At 64.8% G+C, this 24,976-nt stretch carries 23 protein-coding genes; 13 read left to right on the top strand and 10 right to left on the bottom strand.

What is annotated here, in order from left to right:
• Window positions 1–31 precede the first annotated feature (31 nt).
• The 5 genes from gspK to gspG form a co-directional block, all read right to left on the bottom strand.
• On the bottom strand, window positions 32–967 hold the full coding sequence (gene gspK, locus ACOYR4_RS04225) for a type II secretion system minor pseudopilin GspK (protein WP_060984495.1): 936 nt from the start codon (window positions 965–967) through the stop codon (window positions 32–34).
• Between the two features lie 140 nt (window positions 968–1,107).
• On the bottom strand, window positions 1,108–1,929 hold the full coding sequence (locus ACOYR4_RS04230) for a PulJ/GspJ family protein (RefSeq protein ID WP_422848749.1): 822 nt from the start codon (window positions 1,927–1,929) through the stop codon (window positions 1,108–1,110).
• Window positions 1,929–2,303, bottom strand: coding sequence for a type II secretion system minor pseudopilin GspI (gspI, locus tag ACOYR4_RS04235; RefSeq protein ID WP_422848750.1), 375 nt, complete (start codon window positions 2,301–2,303; stop codon window positions 1,929–1,931). The genes ACOYR4_RS04230 and gspI overlap by 1 nt, the downstream gene beginning before the upstream one ends.
• The gene (locus ACOYR4_RS04240; protein ID WP_422848751.1) at window positions 2,300–2,815 is read right to left on the bottom strand and encodes a prepilin-type N-terminal cleavage/methylation domain-containing protein; all 516 of its coding nucleotides are present in this window, start codon (window positions 2,813–2,815) and stop codon (window positions 2,300–2,302) included. The genes gspI and ACOYR4_RS04240 overlap by 4 nt, the downstream gene beginning before the upstream one ends.
• A gap of 28 nt (window positions 2,816–2,843) precedes the next feature.
• Window positions 2,844–3,284 (bottom strand): type II secretion system major pseudopilin GspG, encoded by a 441-nt coding sequence (gene gspG / locus ACOYR4_RS04245; protein WP_015012575.1) that lies wholly within the window; start codon window positions 3,282–3,284, stop codon window positions 2,844–2,846.
• A 72-nt stretch (window positions 3,285–3,356) separates the two neighbouring features.
• On the opposite strand from gspG, the gene ACOYR4_RS04250 reads away from it, so the two are divergent.
• On the top strand, window positions 3,357–3,806 hold the full coding sequence (locus tag ACOYR4_RS04250) for a type II secretion system protein N (protein WP_295944451.1): 450 nt from the start codon (window positions 3,357–3,359) through the stop codon (window positions 3,804–3,806).
• A 33-nt stretch (window positions 3,807–3,839) separates the two neighbouring features.
• Here the strand turns inward: ACOYR4_RS04250 and ACOYR4_RS04255 are convergent, their stop codons facing one another.
• The 3 genes from ACOYR4_RS04255 to ilvA form a co-directional block, all read right to left on the bottom strand.
• Window positions 3,840–4,433 (bottom strand): histidine phosphatase family protein, encoded by a 594-nt coding sequence (locus tag ACOYR4_RS04255; RefSeq protein WP_295944450.1) that lies wholly within the window; start codon window positions 4,431–4,433, stop codon window positions 3,840–3,842.
• Window positions 4,430–5,236: an adenosylcobinamide-GDP ribazoletransferase gene (cobS, locus tag ACOYR4_RS04260; RefSeq protein ID WP_295944449.1), complete on the bottom strand. Its 807-nt coding sequence runs from the start codon at window positions 5,234–5,236 to the stop codon at window positions 4,430–4,432. Before cobS ends, ACOYR4_RS04255 begins: the two co-directional genes overlap by 4 nt.
• 80 nt (window positions 5,237–5,316) lie before the next feature.
• Window positions 5,317–6,876, bottom strand: coding sequence for a threonine ammonia-lyase, biosynthetic (gene ilvA, locus ACOYR4_RS04265; protein WP_422848752.1), 1,560 nt, complete (start codon window positions 6,874–6,876; stop codon window positions 5,317–5,319).
• A 377-nt stretch (window positions 6,877–7,253) separates the two neighbouring features.
• On the opposite strand from ilvA, the gene ACOYR4_RS04270 reads away from it, so the two are divergent.
• A complete protein-coding gene (locus ACOYR4_RS04270) occupies window positions 7,254–7,703 on the top strand; it encodes an OsmC family protein (protein WP_015012580.1) in 450 nt (149 codons plus the stop codon).
• Window positions 7,704–7,796: 93 nt separating this feature from the next.
• Here the strand turns inward: ACOYR4_RS04270 and coq7 are convergent, their stop codons facing one another.
• Window positions 7,797–8,414 carry a 2-polyprenyl-3-methyl-6-methoxy-1,4-benzoquinone monooxygenase gene (gene coq7 / locus ACOYR4_RS04275; RefSeq protein WP_056646690.1) on the bottom strand — a complete coding sequence of 206 codons (618 nt, stop codon included), beginning with the start codon at window positions 8,412–8,414 and terminating at the stop codon, window positions 7,797–7,799.
• Between the two features lie 315 nt (window positions 8,415–8,729).
• Here coq7 and ACOYR4_RS04280 point away from each other — a divergent pair, with 315 nt between their 5' ends.
• The 8 genes from ACOYR4_RS04280 (at window position 8,730) to ACOYR4_RS04315 (ending at window position 18,951) form a co-directional block, all read left to right on the top strand.
• Window positions 8,730–9,776 carry a porin gene (locus ACOYR4_RS04280; RefSeq protein WP_422848753.1) on the top strand — a complete coding sequence of 349 codons (1,047 nt, stop codon included), beginning with the start codon at window positions 8,730–8,732 and terminating at the stop codon, window positions 9,774–9,776.
• Between the two features lie 504 nt (window positions 9,777–10,280).
• On the top strand, window positions 10,281–11,861 hold the full coding sequence (locus ACOYR4_RS04285; protein ID WP_422848754.1) for an ABC transporter substrate-binding protein: 1,581 nt from the start codon (window positions 10,281–10,283) through the stop codon (window positions 11,859–11,861).
• Window positions 11,862–11,998: 137 nt separating this feature from the next.
• Window positions 11,999–12,979, top strand: a complete 981-nt coding sequence (locus ACOYR4_RS04290) for an ABC transporter permease (RefSeq protein ID WP_015012584.1) — start codon at window positions 11,999–12,001, stop codon at window positions 12,977–12,979.
• Window positions 12,979–14,196: a M20 aminoacylase family protein gene (locus ACOYR4_RS04295; RefSeq protein WP_060986071.1), complete on the top strand. Its 1,218-nt coding sequence runs from the start codon at window positions 12,979–12,981 to the stop codon at window positions 14,194–14,196. Before ACOYR4_RS04290 ends, ACOYR4_RS04295 begins: the two co-directional genes overlap by 1 nt.
• 111 nt (window positions 14,197–14,307) lie before the next feature.
• Window positions 14,308–15,891: an ABC transporter substrate-binding protein gene (locus ACOYR4_RS04300; protein WP_060986070.1), complete on the top strand. Its 1,584-nt coding sequence runs from the start codon at window positions 14,308–14,310 to the stop codon at window positions 15,889–15,891.
• A gap of 122 nt (window positions 15,892–16,013) precedes the next feature.
• A complete protein-coding gene (locus ACOYR4_RS04305) occupies window positions 16,014–16,925 on the top strand; it encodes an ABC transporter permease (protein ID WP_015012586.1) in 912 nt (303 codons plus the stop codon).
• Between the two features lie 29 nt (window positions 16,926–16,954).
• Window positions 16,955–17,941, top strand: coding sequence for an ABC transporter ATP-binding protein (locus tag ACOYR4_RS04310; RefSeq protein WP_015012587.1), 987 nt, complete (start codon window positions 16,955–16,957; stop codon window positions 17,939–17,941).
• Window positions 17,938–18,951, top strand: a complete 1,014-nt coding sequence (locus ACOYR4_RS04315) for an ABC transporter ATP-binding protein (RefSeq protein ID WP_015012588.1) — start codon at window positions 17,938–17,940, stop codon at window positions 18,949–18,951. The genes ACOYR4_RS04310 and ACOYR4_RS04315 overlap by 4 nt, the downstream gene beginning before the upstream one ends.
• 139 nt (window positions 18,952–19,090) lie before the next feature.
• Here the strand turns inward: ACOYR4_RS04315 and ACOYR4_RS04320 are convergent, their stop codons facing one another.
• Window positions 19,091–20,020 (bottom strand): LysR family transcriptional regulator, encoded by a 930-nt coding sequence (locus ACOYR4_RS04320; RefSeq protein ID WP_015012589.1) that lies wholly within the window; start codon window positions 20,018–20,020, stop codon window positions 19,091–19,093.
• Between the two features lie 162 nt (window positions 20,021–20,182).
• Here ACOYR4_RS04320 and ACOYR4_RS04325 point away from each other — a divergent pair, with 162 nt between their 5' ends.
• From ACOYR4_RS04325 to ACOYR4_RS04335, 3 genes are all read left to right on the top strand, one after another.
• Complete coding sequence (locus tag ACOYR4_RS04325; RefSeq protein ID WP_422848755.1) at window positions 20,183–22,303, top strand: 3-hydroxyacyl-CoA dehydrogenase NAD-binding domain-containing protein; 2,121 nt, start codon at window positions 20,183–20,185, stop codon at window positions 22,301–22,303.
• A gap of 122 nt (window positions 22,304–22,425) precedes the next feature.
• Window positions 22,426–23,601 carry an acetyl-CoA C-acyltransferase gene (locus tag ACOYR4_RS04330; RefSeq protein ID WP_422848756.1) on the top strand — a complete coding sequence of 392 codons (1,176 nt, stop codon included), beginning with the start codon at window positions 22,426–22,428 and terminating at the stop codon, window positions 23,599–23,601.
• 162 nt (window positions 23,602–23,763) lie between these two features.
• Window positions 23,764–24,972: an acyl-CoA dehydrogenase family protein gene (locus tag ACOYR4_RS04335; RefSeq protein WP_422848757.1), complete on the top strand. Its 1,209-nt coding sequence runs from the start codon at window positions 23,764–23,766 to the stop codon at window positions 24,970–24,972.
• Window positions 24,973–24,976: the final 4 nt, after the last annotated feature.

Here is a 24,976-nt window from a genome sequence, read left to right on the forward strand (position 1 = left end):
GTTGAGGGTTGTTGTGCCTCAGAACAGGTTCTCAACGCTGCGCCCCGGGCAGGGTTTGCGTGGTTTCCCGGTCGAAGGCCCCGCGCTCGCGCCACAGCGTGGTCACGTCGATGCCCTGTTTGCGCACCAAAGAGCGCTCGTCCACCATCGCATCGCCCAGGCGCAGGCGGCCCCGCACTTCAAAGTACGACGAAGCCACGGCATGGGCGCTTTCGTTGATGTCGATGCTGGCACCCACCAGGTCGCGCACGTCGCTGAGGGTGCGGAAATGCCGCGCTTCGCGGGCCTGCACGATCTTCTGGGCCGTGGCGCTGTCCAGCCCGTCGATGGCGGCCATCAGCACGTTGATGTCGGCGGTGTTCAGATTGACTGGGGTGCGCACGGGCAGCAGCGTCACATGGGGGGCGAGCGCCGCCACCGTGGCCGGGGTCAGGCCCAGCCAGCCTAGCTGGCTCACGCTGGGGGGCAGCAGGGGGGCGGAGCCGCTGTCGGTGCCTGCACCCGCCTGCGCGCGGCGCAGGCCGTCGATGAGGGTGCTCAGCTGCTGGCCGGGCAGGCCCAGACGCTCGAACAGCCGGGTGAACTGCCGCAGTGCCACGGCCTGCACCTGCCCGCCTTCTGCGAGGTTGGTGATGTTCAGGCGGCCCTGCAGGTCGGTGATCTGGCCCGACAGGAAGGCTTCGGTGGTGTCGGTGCTCGCGTCGTCTACCTGCGTCACGTTCTTGTCGGCCGCGAGGAAGGTGGACAGGCGGGCCTCCTGCAAGGGGATGGCCCAGGGCTCGGCCAGGTGGTCGGCCCCGCCGGAGCGCCCGTCCTCGCGCAGGATCAGCCGCGACCAGTCGAGCGCGCCGATCAAGATCCACGCGGACTGCACCCGGCCGCGCTCGGCCGTTTCGACCTCTACCGCGCGCCACTGCTGCCACATCGCGGCGGCTGCAAAGGTGGCGACCAGCGTGACGGTGAGCATGGCGGCGAGCAGGGCGGCGCCGCGCGCCCTGTGCCTGTGCAATGGGCGCTGCCGCAGCGAGTGCCACCGTGGAGCTGGCTTTGCCAGGCCACGGGTGGCGTCCCCCTGGGGGGAAGCGGCGCAGCCGCTCAGGGGGGTACTCACGATCTGCCTCCGCCCAGCACGGGGTTGACCCAGTCACGCGTCAGCTGGCCCGTCAGCGCCTGGCCCGGGGGCAGGGTGATCTGCAGGCGGATGCCGTCCGGGATGGCCGAGGTGTTGTCGCCCGTCGGGGTGCCCGTGCTCGACTGTGGGTTGGACCATGCGCCACCCCGGTAGTAGAAGATCTGCCAGTTGTCGAGCGGCAGCAGCGTCACCTCGTAGCGCCGCTCGGCGTCGCCCGGCGTGCGCGCCCACTGGGCGGCCTGCTCCCAGGCCTGCCGCCAGTCAGCACGGGTGCGCACTGGCGGCGACTGCCACCGCAGCCACTGGCCGACGCCCTGGTTGTTGTTGCGGCGGGTCCAGGCCACCACCAGCGCCCCCTCGTCGGGCACGGCGCTGCTGCGGCGGGTGAGGCGCAGCACCTGGCCGTCCCAGTCCAGCGGCGTGGTGTTGGCGATGGACACCAGGGCGTCCAGGTCCGTCCCCCACTGGCCCAGCGCGGCCTGCAGCACCAGCATCTCGTCCGCCCGCTGGCGCGTGGACTCCTGCGCCCGCACCATGCCATCGAGCCCGCGCCAGCTCAGGATGGCAATCAACGCCATCACGCTGATGGCGACCAGCAACTCGATGAGTGTGAAGCCGAGCGGGGCCGTGCCCCCACTGCTGAGGCGCCGGCGCGAGGCCTGAGCAACTGGCGCGGCCCAGGCCAGCGGACGCCGCGCAAGGGCCGCCCCGCCGCGCTGGCGGCGTCCCCCTGCCCGCATTGCGCAGCAATGCGAGAGCGGGGGGAAGGCCCGCAGGGCCTCAGGGGGGTGTTCCATCAATACCGCCCGATGATGGTGGAGAGTCGCAGGATGGAGTTGTCCCCATCCAGCACCTGCGCATCGATGCGCCGAAAACTCGGGTTGGGCGTGGGTCGCACGATGGTCACCACCTGCAGCTGGCGCCCGGCCTGCTCGCAGGTCAGGCTGCTGTCACCCACGCTGGGCATCTGGCGCGAGAGGCGGGCCTTGATCAGTTCGTTCTCTGCGCACAGCTGCGCGAGCACGATGTCGGACTGCCGCAGGGCGTTGCGCGTGAGTGCCGTCGTGGCCTGCAGCCCCGCCATGAGGGCGATGGCCACGATGGCCAGCGCCACCAGCACTTCCACCAACGTGAAGCCCTGGTGGCTGACAGGGGGGCGGCGCGTCCTCACTGCACTGCATCCACGGAAAACGGACGCACACCATCGGTGGCAATGCGCAGGGTGCGGTCGGAGGAGGACTGGTGGGTGATCAGCACCTGCTGCGGTCCGATCAGGGGCTCGGGGCCCAGTAGCAGCACTGCCGGTCCGCGCACCACGGTGCCGGGGTCCAGCCACTGGTTGGGCAGGGCGGCCTGCGCGCTGCGCGGCAGCCCTTCAAAACGGAAGCCGCCCGGCAGCGCGCGCCAGCGCACCGGGATGCCCCCGGCGCGCGACTGGGCGCGTGCGGATTCGAGCAGCGCCGCCAGCCGCGCGGCTTCCCGCTCCAGCTGCGTCTGTCCGCCATCGCGCATCGCCAGCCCCACGCCCGCCGTGGCCAGCGCCATGATGCTGATGACCACCAACAGCTCCAGGAGGGTGAAGCCCCCTTGAGCCGCTGCACGGCTTCTTCCGAAGGAGAGGACGCCAGTGGCCTGGCAAAGCCAGGTCCATGGCGTCTCTCGCTGGGTGCGCGCCCGGTTCATGGGGCTGGGGCACCTTGGCAACGAGCGGTCACTGCCAGCTGCCAATATCGGCGTCCTTGCCTTCGCCACCCGACTGGCCATCGGCGCCGAACGACATCACGTCGATCTCGCCCTTGATGCCGGGGTTGAGGTATTGGTAAGGGCGGCCCCAGGGGTCGTTGGGCAGCTTTTCGAGGTACAGCTTCCAGTTGCCCGGTACGGGGCCCGCAGTGGGCTTGATGACCAGGGCTTGCAGGCCCTGTTCGGCCGTGGGGTAGCGCTGGTTGTCCAGGCGGTAGAGCTTGAGCGCCTGCATGATGTTGGTGATGTCGGTGCGGGCGGCCGTCACGCGGGCATCATCGGCACGTTCGAGCACGTTGGGCACGATCAGCGCGGCCAGCACGCCGATGATCACCAGCACCACCATCAGTTCGATGAGGGTGAAACCACGGGCCACGGACTTGGCAACGCGGCGCGGGGCGGAGCGCACAAGGAGGGAGAAAGAAGTGTTCACTGCTGGCGGTCTCTCGGATGGTCGAATCGCGTGAATCATAATCCCCGCATGGTGACCAATACGTACAGCAAATGGGGCGTCCGCCTGGGGACTCTGGTGCTCTGGGCAGCAGCCGGCGCCAGCGTGGTCTATTGGGGGCTGCGTCTGTCGGCGCCTTCGTCCGCATCCACCGCGCCGGCCGTGGCGCCTGCCCCGGTGGCCATGGATGCGCAGGCGCTGGCGCGTTTGCTGGGTGCGGCACCTGCCGCCCCTGGCGTGGCAGCGCCGGTGCCACCCACCGCAAGCCGGTTCACGCTGATCGGCGTGCTGTCGGGGCGCAGCAGCGGCGGCGGGGCGGCACTGATTGCCGTGGACGGCAAGCCCGCCAAGCCCTTCCGTGTGGGCGCTGCTGTGGATGAGGGGCTGGTGCTGCAGGCCCTGGGCCCCCGCCAGGCGCAACTGGGGGCCAGCATGGGCGGACCTGCCACGGTGACGCTGGACATGCCGCTCAAGAACTGAGCACCTGCTGGCCTGAAGACTTTGATCAGGCGCTTAGGCCAGCTCCCTGATTTCCCATTCCCCCCAGCCCGGCGCCGCCACCGGCCAGTCTTCCGCGCGGGGCAGGGCGCTTTCGCCACGCTCCTGCAACCAAGCCACGCAGCGTGCCACCCCGGCGTGGGTGATCCACACCATATCCTTCGCTCCCTGGTTGGAGCGCCACTCCCGGGCGGTCTGCAGGGCGGCCGCCACGCGGTGCAGCATGTGGGCCAGGCTTTCGCCCCCGCCGGGTGCGTGAGTGGCGAACCCGGCCACCCAGGCATCGATGGCACTTTTGCCGATGGCGTCCCAGGTTTGCCCTTCCCAGCGGCCGAAGTCCATCTCGCGCAGCCGGGCGTCAGGGGTGAAGGTCAAATCGGGTCTGAGCGCTTCTAAATCATGCGCCAGCAGCTCACATCTTTGTAGCGTGGAATGCGCCACGCGAGCTCCGGGTGGCAGTGTCGTTGCCAGTCGCTCTGCCGCAGCACGGGTGGCCTGCGCGTCGGCGGGCACGTCCAAAGCGCCGTAGCAGGTGCCCGGCGCAACCAGCGGGGCTGCATGGCGCACCAGCCACAGGCGGCTGCTGGCGGTGGCGGGGGAGGGCGTCATAGCCATCGCAGTGCGATGGCAGCGCCCAGGTAGAACCCGATCTCGCTCACCTGCTGCGTGGCGCCCAGGCAGTCGCCGGTGAAGCCTTGCAGCCGCCGGGCGAACCAGCGCGCCATCCAGGCCGCGCAGAGCGCGCTGAGGATGATGGGTGCTACCAAAAAGAGAGCTGATTGGGCATATCCGACAAGCACCAGGGGCGGAAAACACCATAAAAGCGCCGCAACCAGTGCCTGGCCAGAGATTTGATCGGCCAGCGGCTTGCTTTTGGAGCGCGCCGTGTCGCCCACATGCGGCAGGCTGCGCACGATGAGCAGGGGCCAAAAGCGCGACAACACGTGCGCACCGACCAGGGCCGCCAGTGCCACGGGCAGGCTGTGCGCCCCCAGCAGCGCCAGCAGGCTGAGCTTGGCCAGCAAGGCCAGCACCAGCGCCATGGCCCCGAAGGCGCCAATGCGCGAGTCCTTCATGATGTCCAGCGCGCGTTCGCGGTCGTAGCTGCCGCCCAGGCCGTCGGCCACGTCGGCCAGGCCGTCTTCATGAAAGCCGCCGGTCATCAGCACCGTGGCGATGGTGCAGAACACCGCCGCCACGGCCGGGGCCAGCGGGTTGGGCGCCAGCGCCCAGTGCAGCGCGGCATACACGGCCCCAGACAGCAACGCCGCCAGCCAGCCGATGCCCGGAAAGTGCGCCGCGCTGGCCCGCAGCATGGCCGGGCTGTAGCCCACCCACTGCGCCAGCCGACCGGTGACGGGAATGCGGGTGAAGAACTGCACGGCCAGCAGGTAGTGGCGCAGGGCTTGCATGGTGTGCAGTGGGGGCTTGATGCTTCTTTTTTAATAGCTGCTAGGGCATATTCAACTAGCGCTAGCAGCCATTTTTGCCATTATTTGGAGCGCAGGAACAGGCGGTAGGCCGGGTTCAGCGTTTCTTCCACATAGGGGTAGCCCAGCGTGGCCAGGAAGGCGTCGAAGGCCGCCTTGTCCTCGGGCGGCACCTGCATGCCCACGAGGATGCGGCCATAGTCCGCGCCCTGGTTGCGGTAATGGAACAGGCTGATGTTCCAAGTCGGCTGCATCAGGCTCAAAAATTTGAGCAGCGCGCCGGGCCGCTCGGGGAAGGTGAAGCGCATCAGGCGCTCGTCCTGGGCCAGCGCCGAGTGGCCGCCGACCAGGTGGCGCAGGTGTTCCTTGGCCAGCTCGTCGTGCGTCAGGTCCAGCGCCTCGAAGCCGTGGCGGTTGAAGTTCTTGGCGATCTTTTCCGATTCACCCTTGCCGTTGGTAGTTAGGCCCACAAACACATGGGCCCTTGCGGCGTCGCTGATGCGGTAGTTGAACTCGGTCACGTTGCGCGGGCCGCCGGGCAGGCCGCCCACCACCTCGCAAAAGCGGCGGAAGCTGCCGCGTTCTTCAGGGATGGTGACGGCGAGCAGTGCCTCGCGCTCTTCGCCCACTTCAGCGCGCTCGGCCACAAAGCGCAGCCGGTCGAAGTTCATGTTGGCGCCGCAAAGGATGGCGGCGTAGGTCTCGCCCTTGGTCTTGTTCCTGGCGACATATTGTTTGATGGCCGCCACCGCCAGCGCGCCTGCGGGCTCGACAATGCTGCGCGTGTCCACAAAGATGTCCTTGATGGCGGCGCAGACGGCGTCGGTATCGACCGTGATGTAGTCATCCACCAGGCCCTGCGCCACGCGGAAGGTCTCCTCGCCCACCAGCTTCACGGCGGTGCCGTCGGAGAACAGGCCCACATCGGCCAGCGTCACGCGCTTGTGGGCCTGCACCGACTGGATCATCGCGTCCGAGTCGTTCATCTGCACGCCGATCACCTTGATCTCGGGCCGCACGGCCTTGATGTAGTTGGCCACGCCGGATATGAGCCCGCCGCCGCCAATGGCCACGAACACGGCATCGAGCTGGTTGCTGCCCAGGCTTTGCAGCTGGCGCAGGATCTCCATGGCGATGGTGCCCTGGCCGGCGATCACGTCCGGGTCGTCGAATGGGTGCACGAAGGTCAGGCCCTGTTCTTTCTCCAGCTGGACGGAATGGCCGTAGGCGTCGGAATAGCTCTCGCCAAACAGCACAACCTCGCCGCCGAGAGTCTTCACAGCGTCAATCTTGAGCTGCGGCGTGGTGGTGGGCATCACGATCACGGCGCGCGTGCCCAGCCGGTGGGCGCTCATGGCCACGCCCTGGGCGTGGTTACCCGCCGATGCGCAGATCACGCCGCGCTGCAGCTGCTCGGGCGTGAGGTGCGCCATCTTGTTGTAGGCGCCCCGCAGCTTGAAGCTGAACACGGGTTGCTGGTCCTCGCGTTTGAGGAGCACCTTGTTGTGCAGGCGGCGGCTGAGGTTCTTGGCGGGCTCCAGCGCCGACTCCACCGCCACGTCGTACACGCGGGCAGTCAGTATTTTCTTGAGGTAGTCGGCGGGGGTGAGGTGCTGGGTCATGGCAGGTGCAGAAGGAGAGCCCCACCGGCGCAGGGCGGCGGGCGGGGGCCCACATCATAGGGCGTCGCCCTGGGCAGGGGCCGAGGCCTCTGGGCGGGCTGCCTGGTGCGGCGCAGGGCGAGCGGGCAAAAAAAAGCCCCGGGCCGTGAGGCCTGGGGCTAATCCATCCTTTGAGGAGATGGAGGAGACAATCGGTGCGAGGCAAGTGCCGGATTCCGAGCTTCTTGCCGCCTGCCGGTTCCTTTCTGTTCGAAAGCGGCAGCGCATGGGCGAAGTTTAGCGCGAGTCTTGTTGCGATGCAGCAAAATTCGCATCAAATTCTTTTCGTTTCGGTTTTCCGTGCGAAAAAAACCACGTGTCACACAGGAGAAACACAAATGGAATGCACAGTCAGTTGGACCGGCGGGGCGGGGACCCGCTCCGGCATGGGTTTTGTGGCCGAAACCGGCAGCGGCCATGTTTTGACCATGGACGGTGCCCCCGATGCCGCCAACCCTGCCAATGGCGGCCAGAACCTGGCGCCCCGGCCTATGGAAACCGTACTGGCGGGTACGGGCGGGTGCACCGCCTATGACGTGGTGCTGATCCTCAAGCGGGGCCGCCATGACGTGCGCGGCTGCAGCGTCAAGTTGACGACGGAACGCGCCGAGACCGACCCCAAGGTGTTCACCAAGATCCACATGCATTTCACCGTCACGGGCAAGGGCATCCCCCCGGCCGCCGTGGAGCGCGCGATTGCCATGAGCCATGACAAATACTGCTCAGCCAGCATCATGCTGGGCAAGACGGCCGACATCACCACCGGCTACGAGGTGCTGGAGGCCTGACGAAGTCGTGGGATGGTCTGGACTGCCAGAATGAGCGGGTGGTTGTGCGTATGTTTTTGGTGCACCTGTTGCCCGCGTGAACCAGCTGGGGGTTCAAAGATAGTGCGCCGTGGTGGTCATGACCTTGGCGGCGCCTTTCATGGCCAGGCGCACCGGGGCGGGCAATTCCAGCGCGCCGGCGGCACGGGCCTGGTCGGCATGCCGCTCCTCGTCCTGCTTCATCCGGGCGACCACGGCCCTTGACGCCTGATCCTGCTCGGGAAGCCGGTCGAGGTGGCTTTGCAGATGCGCGGCCACCTGGGTTTCTGTTTCCACCACAAACCCCAGGTTGGCCCGGTCACTGACCTTGGCGGCCACCAGTCCGAGCGCAAAGGCGCCCGCGAACCACAGGGGGTTGAGCAGGCTGGGGCGCGCGCCCAGTGCGTCCAGGCGCTGCTGTGTCCAGGCCAGATGGTCGGTCTCTTCACGCGCCGCCGCCTGCAGGTGGTCCCGCAGGGCGGGGTCGCGGGTGACAGCCGCCTGCGCGCTGTAGAGCGCCTGGGCGCACACTTCCCCCACATGATTCACGCGCATCAGGGCCCCCGCCAGCTTCTTCTGTGCGGGATCCAGCGACGCCTCGGGCACACCGTGGGCTGGTGTCTGCTCGGAAGCGCGGGGTTGGGCGAACAGTGTGCGCAGCGCGTTGTCTGCGGCAGTCAAAAAAGCGTCCATGGAAAGCTTTCGGGAGGCAATGGTGTCGAAACACAAATTGCACTTGGATACAAAAAACCACAAGGCAAGGCACAGGAGTTGCATGCAGCAATCGTGATTTTGCCCGTGCGCACTGAAATGTTGCAACACTGCAACGAATTTCCCCTTTCGGGGCGATTGTGGGTGAATTCCTTTGCGAAACCGGTCCGGGTCTGGTGCAATAAGAGCAACTTCCCCACCAGGAGGTTGGCCCGGGAAACCGGCGGGACTGTGCAGGTGCTTTCACCATAGACCCCCCGTACCGGAGCCCGATGTTTAACCTTGGAGTAACTCGCAATGAAAAAATCCCTGATTGCCCTGGCTGTGCTGGCTGCTTCCGGCGCTGCAATGGCTCAATCTTCCGTGACCCTGTTCGGCGTGGTTGACGCAACCTACGCTTACGGTTCCGGCAGCGTCTCTAACAAGTCGCAACTGACGAACTCCGGCTACAACAGCAGCCGTCTGGGTTTCCGCGGCGTTGAAGACCTGGGTGGCGGCATGTCCGCTTCGTTCTGGCTCGAAGCTGGTCTGAACAACGACAACGGCACCGGCGGCGTTACCAACACCAACAACCAAGCAGCTACCAGCACTGGCGGCGGCCTGACTTTCAACCGTCGTTCGACGGTTAGCCTGAACGGCGGCTTCGGTGAAGTGCGTCTGGGCCGTGACTACACCCCCCAATTCTGGAACCTGACCGTGTTCGATCCGTTCGGCACGAACGGCGTGGGCACCACCCAAACCCTGAACTCCAGCCTGGGCGGCCCTACCACCGTCCGCGCTTCGAACTCCATCGGCTACTTCCTGCCTGGCAACCTGGGTGGTTTCTATGGCCAAGCCCAGTACTACATGGGTGAGAACAACAGCAACGCTGCCAACAAGAAGGACGGCAACGGCCTGGCACTGCGCGCTGGTTACGCTAACGGCCCCATCAACGCCGCTATCGCTTTCTCCGAAACCAAGTTCCTGACGGGCAACATCAAGGCCGTGAACCTGGGCGGTCAATACGACCTGGGCATGGCTAAGATCATGGCTCACTACAACCAAGACAAGATCAGCGGCGGCAACGACGGTAAGGGCTTCCTGATCGGTGGTCTGATCCCCGTGGGCGCTGGCGAAATTCGTCTGGCTTACTCCACCTACAAGATCGACACCGTTGGTGCTGATCCCCGTACGAACAAGCTGGCTCTGGGCTACGTGCACAACCTGTCCAAGCGCACTGCTCTGTACGCAACGTACGCTCACGTGAACAACAAGAACGGCGCTGCACAAGCTCTGAACGGTGCTGTGACCGGTATCAACGAAAATTCCAACGGCTACGACTTCGGTATCCGTCACAGCTTCTAATATCGTCAGCTGGCTTTGGCCAGTTGTTGATACAAAAGCTTAAAAGCCGCCTTCGGGCGGCTTTTTTCATTTCTCGAATTGTTTTCGTGAGTTGGTTCGTCGCGTGCGACTCTCTGTGTATCGATTCGAGTAGTCCAAAGCTGTCTCGTGGTTTGCGTGCAGAACAGTGACTGCCATGCAGACCTATAGGTTTTGTGGGGCGACTGATTTCCCTCTGTGGAGTGCTTCCGTCGAGGTGGCGAGAAGGTCCGGTAGGTGGCAAGGCCACAGGGCAGTGTCTCTGCCCCTGGGTTGCTTGGTGGTGAAGTAATGTCGCGGCCGTGCCCCGAGGCGTGAGTCCACGCGGACAAGGTAAAAAGAAAGTTTGAACTGGCACCAACCTTGCATGAGGCACGCGCTGTCAGCGCAGTTATAGGCCCTTCATAGCACCGGGGATTCAGGGATTTCCCGTTGGCTATAGAGCAACCTTTACTGCATAGTAAAACTTTTAATTCAGAGGGTTCCATGAAACTCAACCACAGTCGTTTGGCGGTGGCTGCGGCCGCCGCGCTGCTGTTTGCGCCATCACTGCAAGCCAAGCCCTTCAAATGGGCCAGTCAGGGGGAAATTTCGACCTGGGACATTCACTCCCAGAACAATGCGCTGCAAAACGGCCTTCATGCCAACGTGTATGAAAGCTTGGTTTACTACAACAGCAAGACGTTCGATGTGGAACCTGTGCTGGCAACAGCCTGGAAAGAGATCAGCCCCACGCAGGTGCGTTTTACGCTGCGCCAGGGGGTCAAGTTCCATGATGGTTCGCCGTTGACCACGGACGATGCGGTGTACTCCATCCAGCGGGCCATGGCCAAAACGTCCAACTTCACCCCCTACGTGCAGGGCATCAGCAAAGTGGTGAAGGTGGATGCCCAGAACTTTGATGTGATCCTGTCCTCGCCCAACCCGGTGCTGCTGCGTCAGATGACCGAGTTGCGCATCATGAGCAAGGCATGGGCCGAAAAGAACAAGTCGGTAGAGCCCAAAGACATCAAGGGCACCGATGAGAACTTTGCCCACCGCAATGCCATGGGGACAGGGCCTTACACCCTCGAGTCGTGGCAGCCTGATGTGAAGATGGTGTTCAAGCGCAACCCCAACTGGTGGGGCAAGATGGACGGCAACGTGACCGAGATCGTCTACACGCCCATCAAGTCTGCAGCCACGCGCATTGCCGCGCTGCTGTCGGGTGAAGTGGATCTGGTGCTCGATCCATCACCCCAGGATCTGGGCCGCCTGCGCGCCAGCCCTGACCTGAAGGTGATTGACGGCGTGGAGAACCGCACGATCTTCCTGGGCATGGACCAGTTCCGCGAAGAACTCCCGGGCTCGAACATCAAGGGCAAGAATCCGCTCAAGGACGTGCGGGTGCGCAAGGCCCTCTATCAGGCGATTGATGCCGAAACCATCTCGCGCAACATCATGCGCGGCCTGGGCAAGCCCACCGGCACCATCGTGGCGCCACAAGTGGCCGGCTACACCGAGGCCGTGGGCAAGCGCTTCCCGTACAGCGTGGATGCGTCCAAGAAGCTGCTGGCCGAGGCGGGTTACCCCGATGGTTTTGAAGTGGATTTCGCCTGCCCCAACAACCGCTACATCAACGACGAAGCCATCTGCCAGGCCGTGACAGCGATGTGGGCGCGCGTGGGTGTGAAGGCCAAGCTGCGCACGCTGCCGCTGGTCAACTACTTCCCGATGATCCAGCGCTACGAAGCCAGCATCTACATGCTGGGCTGGGGCGTGCCGACATTTGACGCGCTGTACAGCCTGCAATCGCTGGTGCGCACCGTGGGCCAAGGTGGTGACGGCAACTACAACGTGGGTCGCTACAGCAACCAGCGCATGGACTACCTCGTGGACCGCATCAAGGCCGAGACCGATGCACCTGTGCGCGCCCGCATGCTGACCGAGGCGCTGCAGTTGTCCAACGACACCGTGTCCCACATTCCTCTGCATGACCAGGTGATCCCATGGGCCATGAAGAAGAACATCGAACTGGTGCACCGTGCCGATAACCGCGTGGACATGCGCACCGTCAAGGTGAACTGATTTATTCTTGACTGACTGAAAGCAAGGGCCGTGCGGCCCTTGCTTTCTTTGGTATATCTGACGATGTATTGACCCGCAGTGCCTCGGCCACCAAAAGTGGCGGTGGTACTTCCATCGAACACTCACTCGACTCTCTGATGCTTGCCTTTATATTGCGCCGCCTGATACAGGCTGTGATTGTCATGGTCACGGTGGCCTTCATCTCCTTCATGCTGTTCCAGTACGTGGGAGATCCCGTGGTGTTCCTGTTGGGCCAGGATGCCACCCCTGAGCAGATTCGCGAGCTGCGCAGCGCCCTCGGCCTGGACAAATCCTTCTTCGTGCAGTTCTGGCACTTTCTGGTGAATGCGGCGCAGGGCGAGTTTGGCCTGAGCCTGCGCCAGGGCGCCAAGGTATCGCGCCTGATTGCCGAGCGCTTCCCGGCCACGCTGGAGCTGGCCCTTGTAGCGGCCCTGCTCGCGCTGGTGATTGGTGTGCCGATGGGCGTGTATGCCGCCCTCAAGCGCGGCACTTTCACCAGCCAGTTGTTCATGACCCTGTCGCTGCTGGGCGTGTCCCTGCCCACCTTCCTGATCGGCATCTTGCTGATCCTGGTGTTTGCGGTGCACCTGGGCTGGTTCCCCAGCTTCGGCCGTGGCGAAGTGGTGCAGCTGGGCTGGTGGAGCACCGGCTTGCTCAAGGCGAAGGGTTGGCATCACATCACCTTGCCTGCGATCACACTGGCCATCTTCCAGCTCACGCTGATCATGCGTCTGGTGCGGGCTGAAATGCTGGAGGTGCTGCGCACCGACTACATCAAGTTCGCCCGGGCGCGTGGCCTGTCCAACCGGGCCATTCACTTTGGCCACGCCCTCAAGAACACGCTGGTGCCTGTGCTGACGATCACCGGTCTGCAACTGGGTGGCCTGATCGCTTTCGCCATCATCACCGAGACCGTGTTCCAGTGGCCGGGCATGGGCCTGCTGTTCATCCAGGCCGTCACGTTCGCCGACATCCCCGTGATGGCCGCTTACCTGTGCCTGATCGCGCTGATCTTCGTGGTCATCAACCTGGTGGTAGATCTGCTGTACTTCGCGGTGGATCCTCGCCTGCGCGTGGGCAAGGCAGGAGGCCACTGATGCAAGGCCCTCGTTTGAAAGCGGGTGGTCGCGCCTTCGCGCACATCGCGCAATACCACCCCGAGTTGACGGCGCTGCGCCGTGACCTGCACGCCCATCCCGAGCTGGGTTTTGAAGAGGTTTACACCAGCAAACGCGTCAAGGAAGCGCTGAAGCTCTGCGGTGTGGATGAGATCCACGACGGCATCGGGCGCACCGGCGTGGTGGGCGTCATCCGAGGGCGCAGCACGGCCAGCGGCAGCATGGTGGGCTTGCGCGCCGACATGGATGCCCTGCCGCTGACCGAACACAACGACTTTGCCTGGAAGTCCTGCAAGCAAGGACTCATGCACGGTTGCGGCCACGACGGCCACACCGCCATGCTGATCGGCGCCGCGCGCTACCTGGCGGAGACGCGCAACTTCGACGGCACCGCCGTGCTGGTGTTCCAGCCAGGCGAAGAAGGCTTTGCTGGTGCCCGCGTGATGATGGAAGACGGGTTGTTTGACCGCTTCCCGGTGCAGTCCATCTTTGCCATGCACAACTGGCCCGCGATGAAGCCCGGCACCGTCGGCATCAACGCCGGGCCCATGATGGCAGCTGCCGACCGCTTCACCGTTGAAATCACCGGGCGTGGCGGCCACGGCGCGCACGCCTACCAGACGGTAGACGTGGTGCTGGTCGCAGCCCACATCATCACTGCCGCACAGAGCATCGTGTCGCGCAACGTCCGGCCCATCGACAGTGCGGTGGTCAGCCTGTGCGCGATGCAGGCAGGCGACCTGGGGGCCTTCAGCGTGCTGCCCGGTACGGCCACGCTGGTAGGTACCGTGCGCACCTTTGACCCGCAGGTGCAGGAGATGGTGGAAAAGCGCCTCAAGGAGCTGTGCAGCGCCATTGCGCTGGGCTTCGGTGCCACGGCCACCGTGCACTACGAACGCATCTACCCCGCCACCATCAACAGCGAAAGCGAAGCCATCTTCGCGGGCGACGTGGCCGAATCCCTGCTGGGTGCCGACCACGTGGTGCGCGACCTGGAGCCCAGCATGGGCGCCGAGGACTTCTCTTTCATGCTGCAAAACAAGCCGGGCGCTTACCTGCGCATTGGCCAGGGCACGGGCGCAAGCGGCAGTGCGCTGCACAACAGCCGCTATGACTTCAACGACGACATCCTGCCACTGGGCGCTGCGCTGCATGCGAGCCTGATCGAGCAGGCCATGCCCCTGCCGGCAGTCTGACCGGATGTCCAGCCTTCATTGCTTGCACCGCCCGTTCGCGCAAACACGCTTTTCACCCACCGGAAGTCTTCGTACCCTTCCATCCCACCCTTTCACTACCAGGAGATTTCCATGAAATTCCAGAAAAAACTCGCTGTGACCGCTCTCTTCGCTGCGCTGGCTGCGGCGAGCGTGGTAGCCCAGGCCCAGACCGTGCGCATCGCCAACCAGGGCGATGCACTGTCGATGGACCCCCATTCGCTCAACGAATCCCTGCAGCTGAGCGTGACCAGCAACGTGTACGAACCCCTGGTGGGCCGCAACAAGGACCTGAGTCTGGCGCCCGCCCTGGCTACCAGCTGGAAGCAGATTGCCCCCACCGTGTGGCGCTTCGAACTGCGCAAGGGTGTGCAGTTCCATGACGGCACGCCGTTCACGGCCGACGACGTGGTGTTCAGCTTCGCCCGCATGAAGGGCGATGGCTCGGACATGAAGGCCACCAACAGCGATATCAAGCAGGTGCGCAAGATCGACGACCACACGGTCGAGATCGATACCGTCGCTCCCCAGCCCATCCTGCCAGACGTGATCACCACGTCGTACATGATGAGCAAGAAGTGGTGCGAGACCAACCAGGCCACCACCCCGGTGGACCGCCGCAAGGGCATCGAGAATGCCGCATCTTTCCGCGCCAACGGCACCGGCCCCTACCGCCTGCGTGAGCGCCAGCCCAACGTGCGCACGGTGTTTGTGCGCAACGGCGCCTACTGGGACAAGATTGAAGGCAACGCGACCGAGGTCGTCTTCACGCCCATCGGCAACGACGCCACCCGCGTGGCAGCCCTGCTGTCAGGCGAAGTGGACGTGATGGAGCCCGTGCCGGTGCAGGACATCGAGCGCATCAACAACAGCGCCAACGCCCGCGCCATTACCGGCCCCGAGCTGCGCACCATCTTCCTGGGCATGGACCAGAAGCGCGACGAGCTGCTGTACTCCAACGTCAAGGGCAAGAACCCCTTCAAGGACAAGCGCGTGCGCCAGGCCTTCTACCAGGCCATCGACATCGAAGGCATCAAGAAGACCGTGATGCGTGGTGCCTCCAACCCGTCCGCACTGATGGTGGGCCCCGGCATCAACGGCTTCCAGCCGGACGTCAAGCGCCTGCCTTATGACGTTGAAGCTGCCAAGAAGCTCATGGCCGAAGCCGGTTACCCCAACGGCTTTGAAGTCACCATGAACTGCCCCAACGACCGTTATGTGAACGACGGCCGTATCTGCCAGACGGTGGCCGCCAACCTGTCGCGCATCAACGTCAAGATCAACCTTGCTGCGGAAACCAAAGGCACGTACTTCCCCAAGGTGCTGCGCCGCGACACCAGCTTCTACATGCTGGGCTGGACGCCCACCACTTACGACTCGCACAACGCCCTCAATGCGCTGATGATCTGCCCGGACGACAAGACCGGCGCTGGCCAGTTCAACCTGGGTGCGTACTGCAACCCCAAGCTGGACGAGCTGACCAAGAAGATCCTGGTCGAGACCGACAAGCCCAAGCGCGACGCCATGATCAAGGAAGCCTTTGAAGTGCACACCGCCGATGTGGGGCACCTCCCGCTGCACCAGCAGGCGCTGGCCTGGGGCGTGAGCAAGAAGGTCAAGCTCGTGCAGATGGCCGACAACTACATGCCGTTCAAGTGGATCACCGTGAGCAAGTGAGCCCGCGTTTTTCCGACTGATCGATACGACGACAACAACAAAGCCACCGGCTGATCCAAGCCCGCAACAACACCCGCAGCTACCCGCTGCGCGTGTTGTTGCCCGTTGACTGGTTTCCCACAATGAAAACTACCCTTGCCCGCTGGTTCGACAGCGACGTTGGCTACAGCTTCCGCACATCGCCGGTCGCCATGCTGGCCGCTGCCATTGCGCTGATTTGCCTGTTCTGTTCGGTGTTTGCCGGATGGGTGGCACCCCACAACCCGTTCGACCTGACCACGCTGGAGCTGAGCGACGCGCGCCTGCCTCCGGCATGGAGCGAAATGGGCTCCATGAAATATCCCCTGGGCACCGATGACCAGGGCCGCGACATCCTGTCTGCGCTGATCTACGGCGCGCGCATCTCGCTCGTGGTCGGCATCGCCTCGGTGGTGCTGTCCGTGGTGGTGGGTGTGGCTTTTGGCCTGCTGGCAGGCTTTCGGGGTGGCTGGGTGGATGCCGTGCTCATGCGCCTGTGCGACGTGATGCTGTCCTTTCCCGCCATCCTGGTCGCGCTGCTGATTGCTGGCGTGGGCCGTGCGCTGTTCCCCAATGCCCACGAGTCGCTGGCGTTTGGCGTGCTGATCCTTTCCATCTCCCTCACCGGCTGGGTGCAATATGCCCGCACGGTGCGCGGCTCCACGCTGGTGGAGCGCAACAAGGAATACGTGCAAGCCGCCCGCGTGACGGGCGTCTCGCCGCTGCGCATCATGCGCAAGCACGTGCTGCCCAACGTGATGGGGCCCGTGCTGGTGCTGGCCACCATCCAGGTGGCCACGGCCATCATCACCGAAGCCACGCTGTCTTTCCTGGGCGTGGGCGCGCCGCCCACTTCGCCCTCGCTGGGCACGCTGATCCGTATCGGCAACGACTACCTGTTCTCGGGCGAATGGTGGATCACCGTCTTCCCGGGCGCCATGCTGGTGCTGATTGCTTTGTCCGTGAACCTGCTGGGTGACTGGCTGCGCGACGCGCTCAACCCCCGTCTGCGTTGAACAAGAACAAGAAGAAAAGCGATATTTCCATGAGCCTTCTCGAAGTCAAAAACCTCGTTGTCGAATTCCCGGGCCGTCGCGGTACCCTGCGCGCCCTGGACGACATTTCCTTTTCCATCGCACCCGGCGAGATCCTGGGCGTGGTGGGAGAGTCCGGCGCTGGCAAATCCCTCACCGGCGCGGCCATCATCGGCCTGCTGGAGCCGCCCGGCCGTGTGGCCTCGGGCCAGATCCTGCTGGAAGGCCAGCGCATCGACAACCTCAACAACGAGGAGATGCGCCACATCCGGGGCCGCCGCATCGGCGCCATCTTTCAAGACCCACTGACCTCGCTGAACCCGCTGTACACCGTGGGCCGCCAGCTCACCGAAACCATCCTGGCCCACCTGCCCGTGAATGCGGCCGAAGCCCGCCAGCGCGCCATCCAGTTGCTCAAGGACACCGGCATTCCCGCCGCCGAAGAGCGCATCGACCACTACCCGCACCAGTTTTCGGGCGGCATGCGCCAGCGCGTGGTGATCGCCCTGGCCCTGGCCGCCGAGCCCAAGCTCATCGTGGCCGACGAGCCCACCACGGCGCTGGATGTGTCCATCCAGGCACAGATCATCACGCTGCTGAAAAACATCTGCAAATCGCGTGGCGCGGCCGTGATGCTGATCACCCACGACATGGGCGTGATCGCTGAAACCTGCGACCGCGTGGCCGTGCTGTACGCAGGCCGCGTGGCCGAGATCGGCCCGGTGCACGATGTGATCAACCAGCCATCCCACCCCTACACCGCCGGGTTGATGGCCTCCATCCCCGACATGGAACAGGACCGCGAGCGCCTCAACCAGATCGACGGCGCCATGCCGCGCCTCAACGCCATCCCCAAGGGCTGTGCCTACAACCCCCGCTGCCCCAAGACCTTTGACCGCTGCATGACCGACCGCCCCGACCTGATGGATGCCGGCGCTACCCGCGCTGCCTGCTGGCTGCATGCCGGTGCAACGACCCAAGCCAAGGTGACCGCATGAGCGCCGCCGCAACGAATAGCAAGGCGCTGGTGCAGGCACACGACCTGGCCAAGACCTTTGACGTCTCTGCCCCGTGGCTCAACCGCGTGATCGAGCGTAAGCCCCGCACCCTGCTGCATGCGGTGGACGGCGTGAGCTTCGAGATCGAGAAGGGCAAGACGCTGGCGCTGGTGGGCGAATCCGGCTGCGGCAAGAGCACCGTGGCCCGCCTGCTGGTCGGCCTGTACGACCCCACACGCGGCGGCCTCACGTTTGATGGGCAAGACGCGCATGCGGCCTTCAAGGGCAACAACGCCAAGGCCATGCGCCGCCGCATCCAGATGATCTTCCAGGACCCGTACGCCAGCCTGAACCCCCGCTGGCTGGTCGAGGACATCATCGGCGAGCCGCTCAAGGAGCATGGGCTCATCACCGACAAGGAGCAGCTCAAGCAACGCGTGGGCGAACTGTTGCAGTCGGTGGGCCTCTCGCCGCTCGACATGGTCAAGTACCCGCACCAGTTCTCCGGCGGTCAGCGCCAGCGCATCTCGATTGCGCGTGCCCTCGCTACGGAGCCCGAGTTCCTGGTCTGCGACGAGCCCACCAGCGCCCTCGACGTGTCGGTGCAGGCGCAGGTGCTCAACATCATGAAGGACCTGCAGCGCGAGCGGCAGCTCACCTACCTGTTCATCAGCCACAACCTGGCCGTGGTGCGCCACGTGAGCGACCAGGTCGGCGTGATGTACCTGGGCCGCCTGGTGGAGCTGGCCGACAAACACACGCTGTTTGACACGCCGCGCCACCCCTACACGCGCATGCTGCTCGATGCCATCCCCAAGATGCACGACACCGGCAAGGCGCGCACCCCGGTGCAGGGCGAGGTGCCCAACCCGCTGAACCCGCCACCCGGCTGTGCGTTCAACCCCCGCTGCCCGCATGTCAATGACCGTTGCCGCACCGAGCGCCCCAAGCTCCAGAGCATCGGCGGCATCCGCATTGCGTGTCATGCGGTGGAGGAAGGGCGGATCTGATGCCCCGCGCCGCACCGGCGTGCTGCGAAGTCGCCCGGTGTGCGGGACAAGGGTGCAGGTGGATGTGTTTGCTATAAAAAATATAGCTTTTGACGCATGATTGACTAGCACCTGCGCCCGTTTTTTCATTGAAATTCGATCAAGGCGCTGATCCGGCCGCCGCTGGCGCGCCTGACTCGGCGGCGGGCAGGGCCCGCCCCAGCAGGTAGTCAATGCAGGTGCGCACCGCCCGGGTCTGGTGGCGGTTGGGCATGTAGAGCATGAACATCTGGGTGCCAAAAATGCTCAGCCGCCAGTCGTCGAGTGTGGTCAACACTTCGCCGCTGGACACGGCGTCCTGCACCACGTAATCCGGTACCAGCCCCACGCCAAGCCCTGCCAGGATGCCCTGGCGCAGAAACGGAAAGTGCTCCGAAATGAGGGTGGGCTCCAGCATGGCTTCCTGGCGCTGATCACCCCGGTACCCGCGCAGGCGCAGCTGCTTGCCCACCACCCCTGCGGTGATCACCGGCGCAGCCTGCAGCGCCTCGAAGTCCTGGGGCAGCCCATGCGCCTCGGCGTACCCGCGCGACGCGCAGGCGATGTAGCGCACGCTGCCCAGGTCGCGCGCCACCAGCGTGGGTGGGGGCTCGGGCATCACGCGGATGGCGATGTCCACCTCATCGCGGATGAGGTCATCCACCCGGTTTTCAAAGCGCACATCCAGCACGATGCCAGGGTACAGCCGCTTGAAGTCGATCAGCCAGTCCGACATCACCATCTGCCCGTAGCCACTGGGCACGCTCAGGCCCACGCGGCCCTGCAGGCCCTGGCCCAGCGTGGCAATGGTCTCGCGCGCGGCCAGCATTTCGTTCTGAATGGCGCGGCCATGGGCGTACAGGCGCAGCCCCACCTCGGTGGGCTCCACCCGGCGGGTGGTCCGGCGCACCAGCTGCACACCCACCGATTTTTCCAGTTGGTGCAGGTGGTAGCTCACGTTGGCCCGGGTCATCTTCAGGTTGCGCGCGGCCTGGCTCAGGTTGCCGGCATCAAGGATGTCGACCAGCACGGTGAGGGAGGTGAGTTCCATAGGCGGGATAGGTGGGGCGGCGCCTGAACGCTCGTTTGCCGTAGTTTGTCAAAAGAAGTTTGACAGTCTGTCAATGGGCTCTGTAATTGTCAAGATTACTTCGCGCATCAACAATCCCCCGGTCATCAACAGGCACAGCCATTGACCAGGAGACTTCCCCGTATGCACGCCGCCGCTGCCGCATCTTCCGTTGTTACGACCGCGCTGCATGGCGATGTTCTGGTCGTCACCATCGACAACCCGCCCGTCAATGCCCTGGGCGCCGCCGTGCGCCAGGGCTTGTTGGCCGCCATGCAGCAGGCGCAGGCCGATGCCGCCGTGCCGGCTGTGCTGCTGGTGGGCGCGGGCAAGGCCTTCATTGCCGGGGCGGACATCCGCGAATTCGGCAAGCCCCCGGTGGCTCCCATCCTGCCCGAGGTCTGCCGCGCCATCGAAAACCTGAACAAGCCCGTGGTGGCCGTGCTGCACGGCGCAGCCCTGGGCGGTGGGCTGGAGGTGGCTTTGTCGGCCCATTACCGGCTGGCCTTGCCCGCCGCCACGCTGGGCCTGCCCGAGGTGAACCTTGGCCTGCTGCCCGGCTCGGGCGGCACGCAGCGCGCCCCGCGCCTCATGGGCGTGCAGGCCGCCACCACCCTCATGCTCAGCGGCCAGCCCCTCAAGGCGCAGGCCGCGCTGCAGGCAGGTCTGGTCGACAAGCTGGTGGAAGGCTCCGACCCGCTGGCCGCAGGCCTGGCCTATGTGCGCGAGCTGCTGGCTGCCAATGCCCCCGTGCGCCGCACGCGTGACCTTGCTATTGCCGAGCCGCAGGCTGCCCTGGTCTGGCTGGAGGCACAGAAGAACGAGACCACTCAAAAATCGCGCGGCCTGTTCTCTCCCCTCAAGATCATCGAATGCGTGCAGGCCGCGCTGCAGTTGCCCTTCGACGAAGGCATGGCCCGCGAGCGTGCGCTGTTCATGGAATGCATCGACAGCCCGCAACGCGCCGGGCTCATCCACGCCTTTTTTGCCGAGCGTGAAGTGGTCAAGGTGCCCGAGGCCCAGGCCGCGCAGCCACGCCCTGTCGCCAGCATTGCCGTCATCGGCGGCGGCACCATGGGCGCGGGCATTGCCGTGGCGGCGCTGGATGCGGGCCTGCCCGTGACCATGATCGAGCGCGATGCCGAGTCCATCGCCCGGGGCCGCGCCAATGTCGAGAAGGTCTACAACGGCCTGGTCTCCAAAGGCCGCATGACCGACGCCGCCCAGGCCGCCGTGATGGCGCGCTACACCGGCAGCACCAGCTACGCCGACATCGCGCAGGTTGATTTGGTGATCGAAGCCGTGTTTGAAGACACCGAGGTCAAGAAGGCCGTGTTCCGTGAGCTGGACCGCGTGTGCAAGCCCGGCGCGGTGCTGGCCACGAATACGTCGTACCTCGACATCGACGCCATTGCTGCGGCCACCGGTCGCCCGCAGGATGTGATCGGCCTGCACTTCTTCAGCCCCGCCAACATCATGAAGCTGCTGGAGATCGTGGTGCCCGCCAAGGTGGCACCCGATGTGGTGGCCACGGCGTTTGAGCTGGCCAAGAAGCTCAAAAAGGTGCCTGTGCGCGCCGGTGTGTGCGACGGCTTTATCGGCAACCGCATCCTGGCTGTCTACAAGCAGGCGGCCGACTACCTGCTGGAAGACGGTGCCAGCCCCTACGAAATCGACGCCGCCGTGCGCGGTTTCGGTTTTGCCATGGGCCCCTTCCAGGTGACAGACCTGGCCGGTGGCGACATTGGCTGGGCCACGCGCAAGCGCCGTGCTGCGACGCGCGACCCCAACGCCCGTTATGTGGAAATTGCCGACCGCATTTGCGAACGCGGCTGGTTTGGGCAGAAGACCGGGCGCGGCTTTTACCTCTACCCCGAAGGCTCCCGCACGGGCCAGCCCGACCCTGAAGTGCTGGCCATTGTGGATGCCGAGCGCGCAAAGAAGGGCGTCACCCCCCGCAGCTTCACCGCTGACGAGATCATGCGCCGCTACATGGCCGCCATGGTCAACGAAGGGGCCAATGTGGTGCACGAGGGCATTGCCCTGCGCCCGCTGGATGTGGACGTGACCTTTGTGGCGGGCTATGGCTTTCCGCGCCACCGGGGCGGCCCGATGAAGTGGGCCGACATGACGGGGCTGGACAAGGTGCTGGCCGACATCGAGGCCTTTGCCAAGGAAGACCCGCTGTTCTGGAAGCCCTCGCCCTTGCTGGAAAAGCTGGTGCGGGAGGGGCGCAACTTTGACAGCCTGAACAAGGCCGAATAGTGCAGAAGCCGCCCCACCCGCACAGCACTTCAGGCGGCTTCTCAATTTCATTGAATTCAAGTCATTTTGGGCTCTAGCGCAATATCAATAAGCGCAAGCAGCTATCAAATCAGGAGCAAATTATGCGTGAAGCTGTCATCGTTTCCACCGCCCGCACCCCGCTGACCAAGTCGCACCGGGGCGAGTTCAACGCCACGCCCGGCCCGCAGCTGGCGGCGTATTCCGTCAAAGCGGCGGTGGAGCGCTCGGGCATCGAGCCCGAGCTGATCGAAGACGTGGTGATGGGCTGCGGCTACCCCGAAGGCATCACCGGCAAGAACATCGGCCGCCAGACGGCGTTGCGTGCGGGCCTGCCCCTGTCGGTGGCGGGCATGGTGGCCAGCCGCTTTTGTGCGTCGGGCCTGCAGTCGATGGCGATTGCGGCGGGCCGCATCGTGGCCGAAGGCGTGCCCGCCATGGTGGCGGGCGGGGTGGAGAGCATCTCGGCCATCCGCGCAGGCAACCCGGCAGACATCGACCCCTGGCTGCAGGAGCACAAGCCCGACCTCTACATGGCCATGATCGACACCGCCGACATCGTGGCCCACCGCTACGGCATCAGCCGCGAAGACCAGGACGCGTTCTCGCTGCAAAGCCAGCAGCGCACCGCCGCCGCACAGCAGGCGGGGGTGTTTGCTGACGAGATCGTGCCCTGCACCACGCGCATGATGGAAAAGAACAAGGAGACCGGCGAGGTCACCTACCGCGAAGTGACCGCCACGCACGACAACTGCAACCGTACCAACACCACGCTCGAAGGCCTGGCCAAGCTGGAGCCGGTGAAGGGCCCCGGCCAGTTCATCACCGCAGGTAATGCCTCGCAGCTGTCCGATGGCTCCAGCGCCTGCGTGCTCATGGAAGCCAAGGAGGCAGAGCGCCGCGGCCTGCAGCCGCTGGGTGCCTTCCGCGGCTTTGCGGTGGCCGGGTGCGAGCCCGACGAAATGGGCATTGGCCCCGTGTTTGCCGTGCCCAAGCTGCTGGCACGCCACGGACTCACGGTTCAAGACATTGACCTGTGGGAGATGAATGAAGCCTTTGCTTCGCAGGCCCTGTACTGCCAGCGCCGCCTGGGGATTCCGTCCGAGCGGCTGAACGTGAACGGCGGTGCCATCGCCATTGGCCACCCCTTTGGCATGACCGGTGCACGCCTGGTGGGCCACCTGCTGCTCGAAGGCCGCCGCCGCAAGGCCAAGTACGGCGTGGTGACGATGTGCATTGCAGGCGGCATGGGCGCGGCAGGCCTGTTTGAAATTTATTGAAACACCCCCTGAGCGGCTGGCGCCGCTTCCCCCTCTCCTGCGGGAGGGGGACGACGCCCTCGCTGCGGGGCGGCCCTTGCTCGGCGTCACCCGCGTGGGGCGCGCCGGTGCGAAGGCCGTAGACAGGCGCACAGCGCCATGGATCACTGAGGAAAACCGTCAATGGACCTGAATTTCACCCCCGAAGAAGAAGCCTTCCGCGCCGAGGTGCAGGCTTTCTTGAAAGCCAAGCTGCCCGAACGCATCGCCACCAAGGTCAAGGCCGGGCAGCGCCTGACCAAGGCGGACCAGGATGAGTGGCACGCCATCCTGAACGAGCGCGGCTGGCTGGCCAATCACTGGCCCGAGGCCTACGGCGGACCGGGCTGGGGTGCCGTGGAGAAGTTCATTTTCGACACCGAGTGCGCCCTGGCCGGTGGCCCGCGCATCGTGCCCTTTGGCGTGAACATGCTGGGCCCGGTGCTCATCAAGTTTGGCAACGAGGCGCAAAAGCAATACTGGCTGCCGCGCATCCTGAGCGGCGAGGACTGGTGGTGCCAGGGCTACTCCGAACCCGGTGCGGGCTCGGACCTGGCTTCGGTCAAGACCACGGCGGTACGAGTCACGGACGAAACAGGCGACCACTACATCGTTAACGGCCAGAAGACCTGGACCACCCAGGGCCAGCACGCCAACATGATCTTCTGCCTGGTGCGCACAGACCGTGAGGCCAAGGCGCAGTCGGGCATCAGCTTCTTGCTGGTGGACATGAAATCGCCAGGCGTGGAGCTGCGCCCCATCCGCACGCTCGATGGCGACAAGGAAGTCAACGAAGTGTTCTTCACCGACGTGAAGGTGCCCGTGGAAAACCTGGTGGGCGAGGAAAACAAGGGCTGGACGTATGCCAAGTACCTGCTGACCTACGAGCGCACCGGCATTGCAGGCGTGGGCTTTTGCATTGCTGCCCTGGCCAAGCTCAAGGTGGTGGCCGCCAAGGTGATGAAGAACGGCAAACCGCTGGACCAGGACCCGCTGTTTGCTGCCCGCATGGCCCAGGTCGAGATTGACCTGGAGAACATGAAGACCACCAACCTGCGCGTGATTGCCGCCGTGGCCGGTGGTGGCGTGCCGGGGGCGGAAAGCTCGATGCTCAAGATCCGTGGCACCGAGATCCGCCAGGAAATCCTCTCGCTCATCCGCCGTGCGGTGGGCCCATACGCGCTGCCCTTCATCGAAGAGGCGCAGTACGAAGGCTATGCCGAAGAACCCGTGGGCCCGAAGGAGGCGGCGACGGCTGCGGCCAACTACTTCAACTACCGCAAGCTGTCGATCTTTGGCGGCTCCAATGAAATCCAGAAGAACATCATCTCCAAGATGATCCTCGGCCTGTGAGGTT

The sequence above is a fragment of the Acidovorax sp. M14 genome (assembly GCF_049331375.1).
Taxonomy (GTDB): Bacteria; Pseudomonadota; Gammaproteobacteria; order Burkholderiales; family Burkholderiaceae_C; genus Acidovorax.

Excerpts from the sequence above, each read along its gene's own strand:
- ilvA (WP_422848752.1), bottom strand. The coding sequence starts at position 6,876 with ATGACCCAGCACCTCACCCCCGCCGACTACCTCAAGAAAATACTGACT.
- ACOYR4_RS04310 (WP_015012587.1), top strand. The coding sequence starts at position 16,955 with ATGAGCCTTCTCGAAGTCAAAAACCTCGTTGTCGAATTCCCGGGCCGT.
- coq7 (WP_056646690.1), bottom strand. The coding sequence starts at position 8,414 with ATGGACGCTTTTTTGACTGCCGCAGACAACGCGCTGCGCACACTGTTC.
- ACOYR4_RS04230 (WP_422848749.1), bottom strand. The coding sequence starts at position 1,929 with ATGGAACACCCCCCTGAGGCCCTGCGGGCCTTCCCCCCGCTCTCGCAT.
- ACOYR4_RS04300 (WP_060986070.1), top strand. The coding sequence starts at position 14,308 with ATGAAATTCCAGAAAAAACTCGCTGTGACCGCTCTCTTCGCTGCGCTG.
- ACOYR4_RS04285 (WP_422848754.1), top strand. The coding sequence starts at position 10,281 with ATGAAACTCAACCACAGTCGTTTGGCGGTGGCTGCGGCCGCCGCGCTG.
- ACOYR4_RS04320 (WP_015012589.1), bottom strand. The coding sequence starts at position 20,020 with ATGGAACTCACCTCCCTCACCGTGCTGGTCGACATCCTTGATGCCGGC.
- ACOYR4_RS04255 (WP_295944450.1), bottom strand. The coding sequence starts at position 4,433 with ATGACGCCCTCCCCCGCCACCGCCAGCAGCCGCCTGTGGCTGGTGCGC.
- cobS (WP_295944449.1), bottom strand. The coding sequence starts at position 5,236 with ATGCAAGCCCTGCGCCACTACCTGCTGGCCGTGCAGTTCTTCACCCGC.
- ACOYR4_RS04315 (WP_015012588.1), top strand. The coding sequence starts at position 17,938 with ATGAGCGCCGCCGCAACGAATAGCAAGGCGCTGGTGCAGGCACACGAC.
- ACOYR4_RS04270 (WP_015012580.1), top strand. The coding sequence starts at position 7,254 with ATGGAATGCACAGTCAGTTGGACCGGCGGGGCGGGGACCCGCTCCGGC.
- ACOYR4_RS04240 (WP_422848751.1), bottom strand. The coding sequence starts at position 2,815 with ATGAACCGGGCGCGCACCCAGCGAGAGACGCCATGGACCTGGCTTTGC.
- ACOYR4_RS04330 (WP_422848756.1), top strand. The coding sequence starts at position 22,426 with ATGCGTGAAGCTGTCATCGTTTCCACCGCCCGCACCCCGCTGACCAAG.
- ACOYR4_RS04295 (WP_060986071.1), top strand. The coding sequence starts at position 12,979 with ATGCAAGGCCCTCGTTTGAAAGCGGGTGGTCGCGCCTTCGCGCACATC.
- ACOYR4_RS04325 (WP_422848755.1), top strand. The coding sequence starts at position 20,183 with ATGCACGCCGCCGCTGCCGCATCTTCCGTTGTTACGACCGCGCTGCAT.
- gspK (WP_060984495.1), bottom strand. The coding sequence starts at position 967 with ATGCTCACCGTCACGCTGGTCGCCACCTTTGCAGCCGCCGCGATGTGG.
- ACOYR4_RS04290 (WP_015012584.1), top strand. The coding sequence starts at position 11,999 with ATGCTTGCCTTTATATTGCGCCGCCTGATACAGGCTGTGATTGTCATG.
- ACOYR4_RS04305 (WP_015012586.1), top strand. The coding sequence starts at position 16,014 with ATGAAAACTACCCTTGCCCGCTGGTTCGACAGCGACGTTGGCTACAGC.
- ACOYR4_RS04335 (WP_422848757.1), top strand. The coding sequence starts at position 23,764 with ATGGACCTGAATTTCACCCCCGAAGAAGAAGCCTTCCGCGCCGAGGTG.
- ACOYR4_RS04250 (WP_295944451.1), top strand. The coding sequence starts at position 3,357 with ATGGTGACCAATACGTACAGCAAATGGGGCGTCCGCCTGGGGACTCTG.
- ACOYR4_RS04280 (WP_422848753.1), top strand. The coding sequence starts at position 8,730 with ATGAAAAAATCCCTGATTGCCCTGGCTGTGCTGGCTGCTTCCGGCGCT.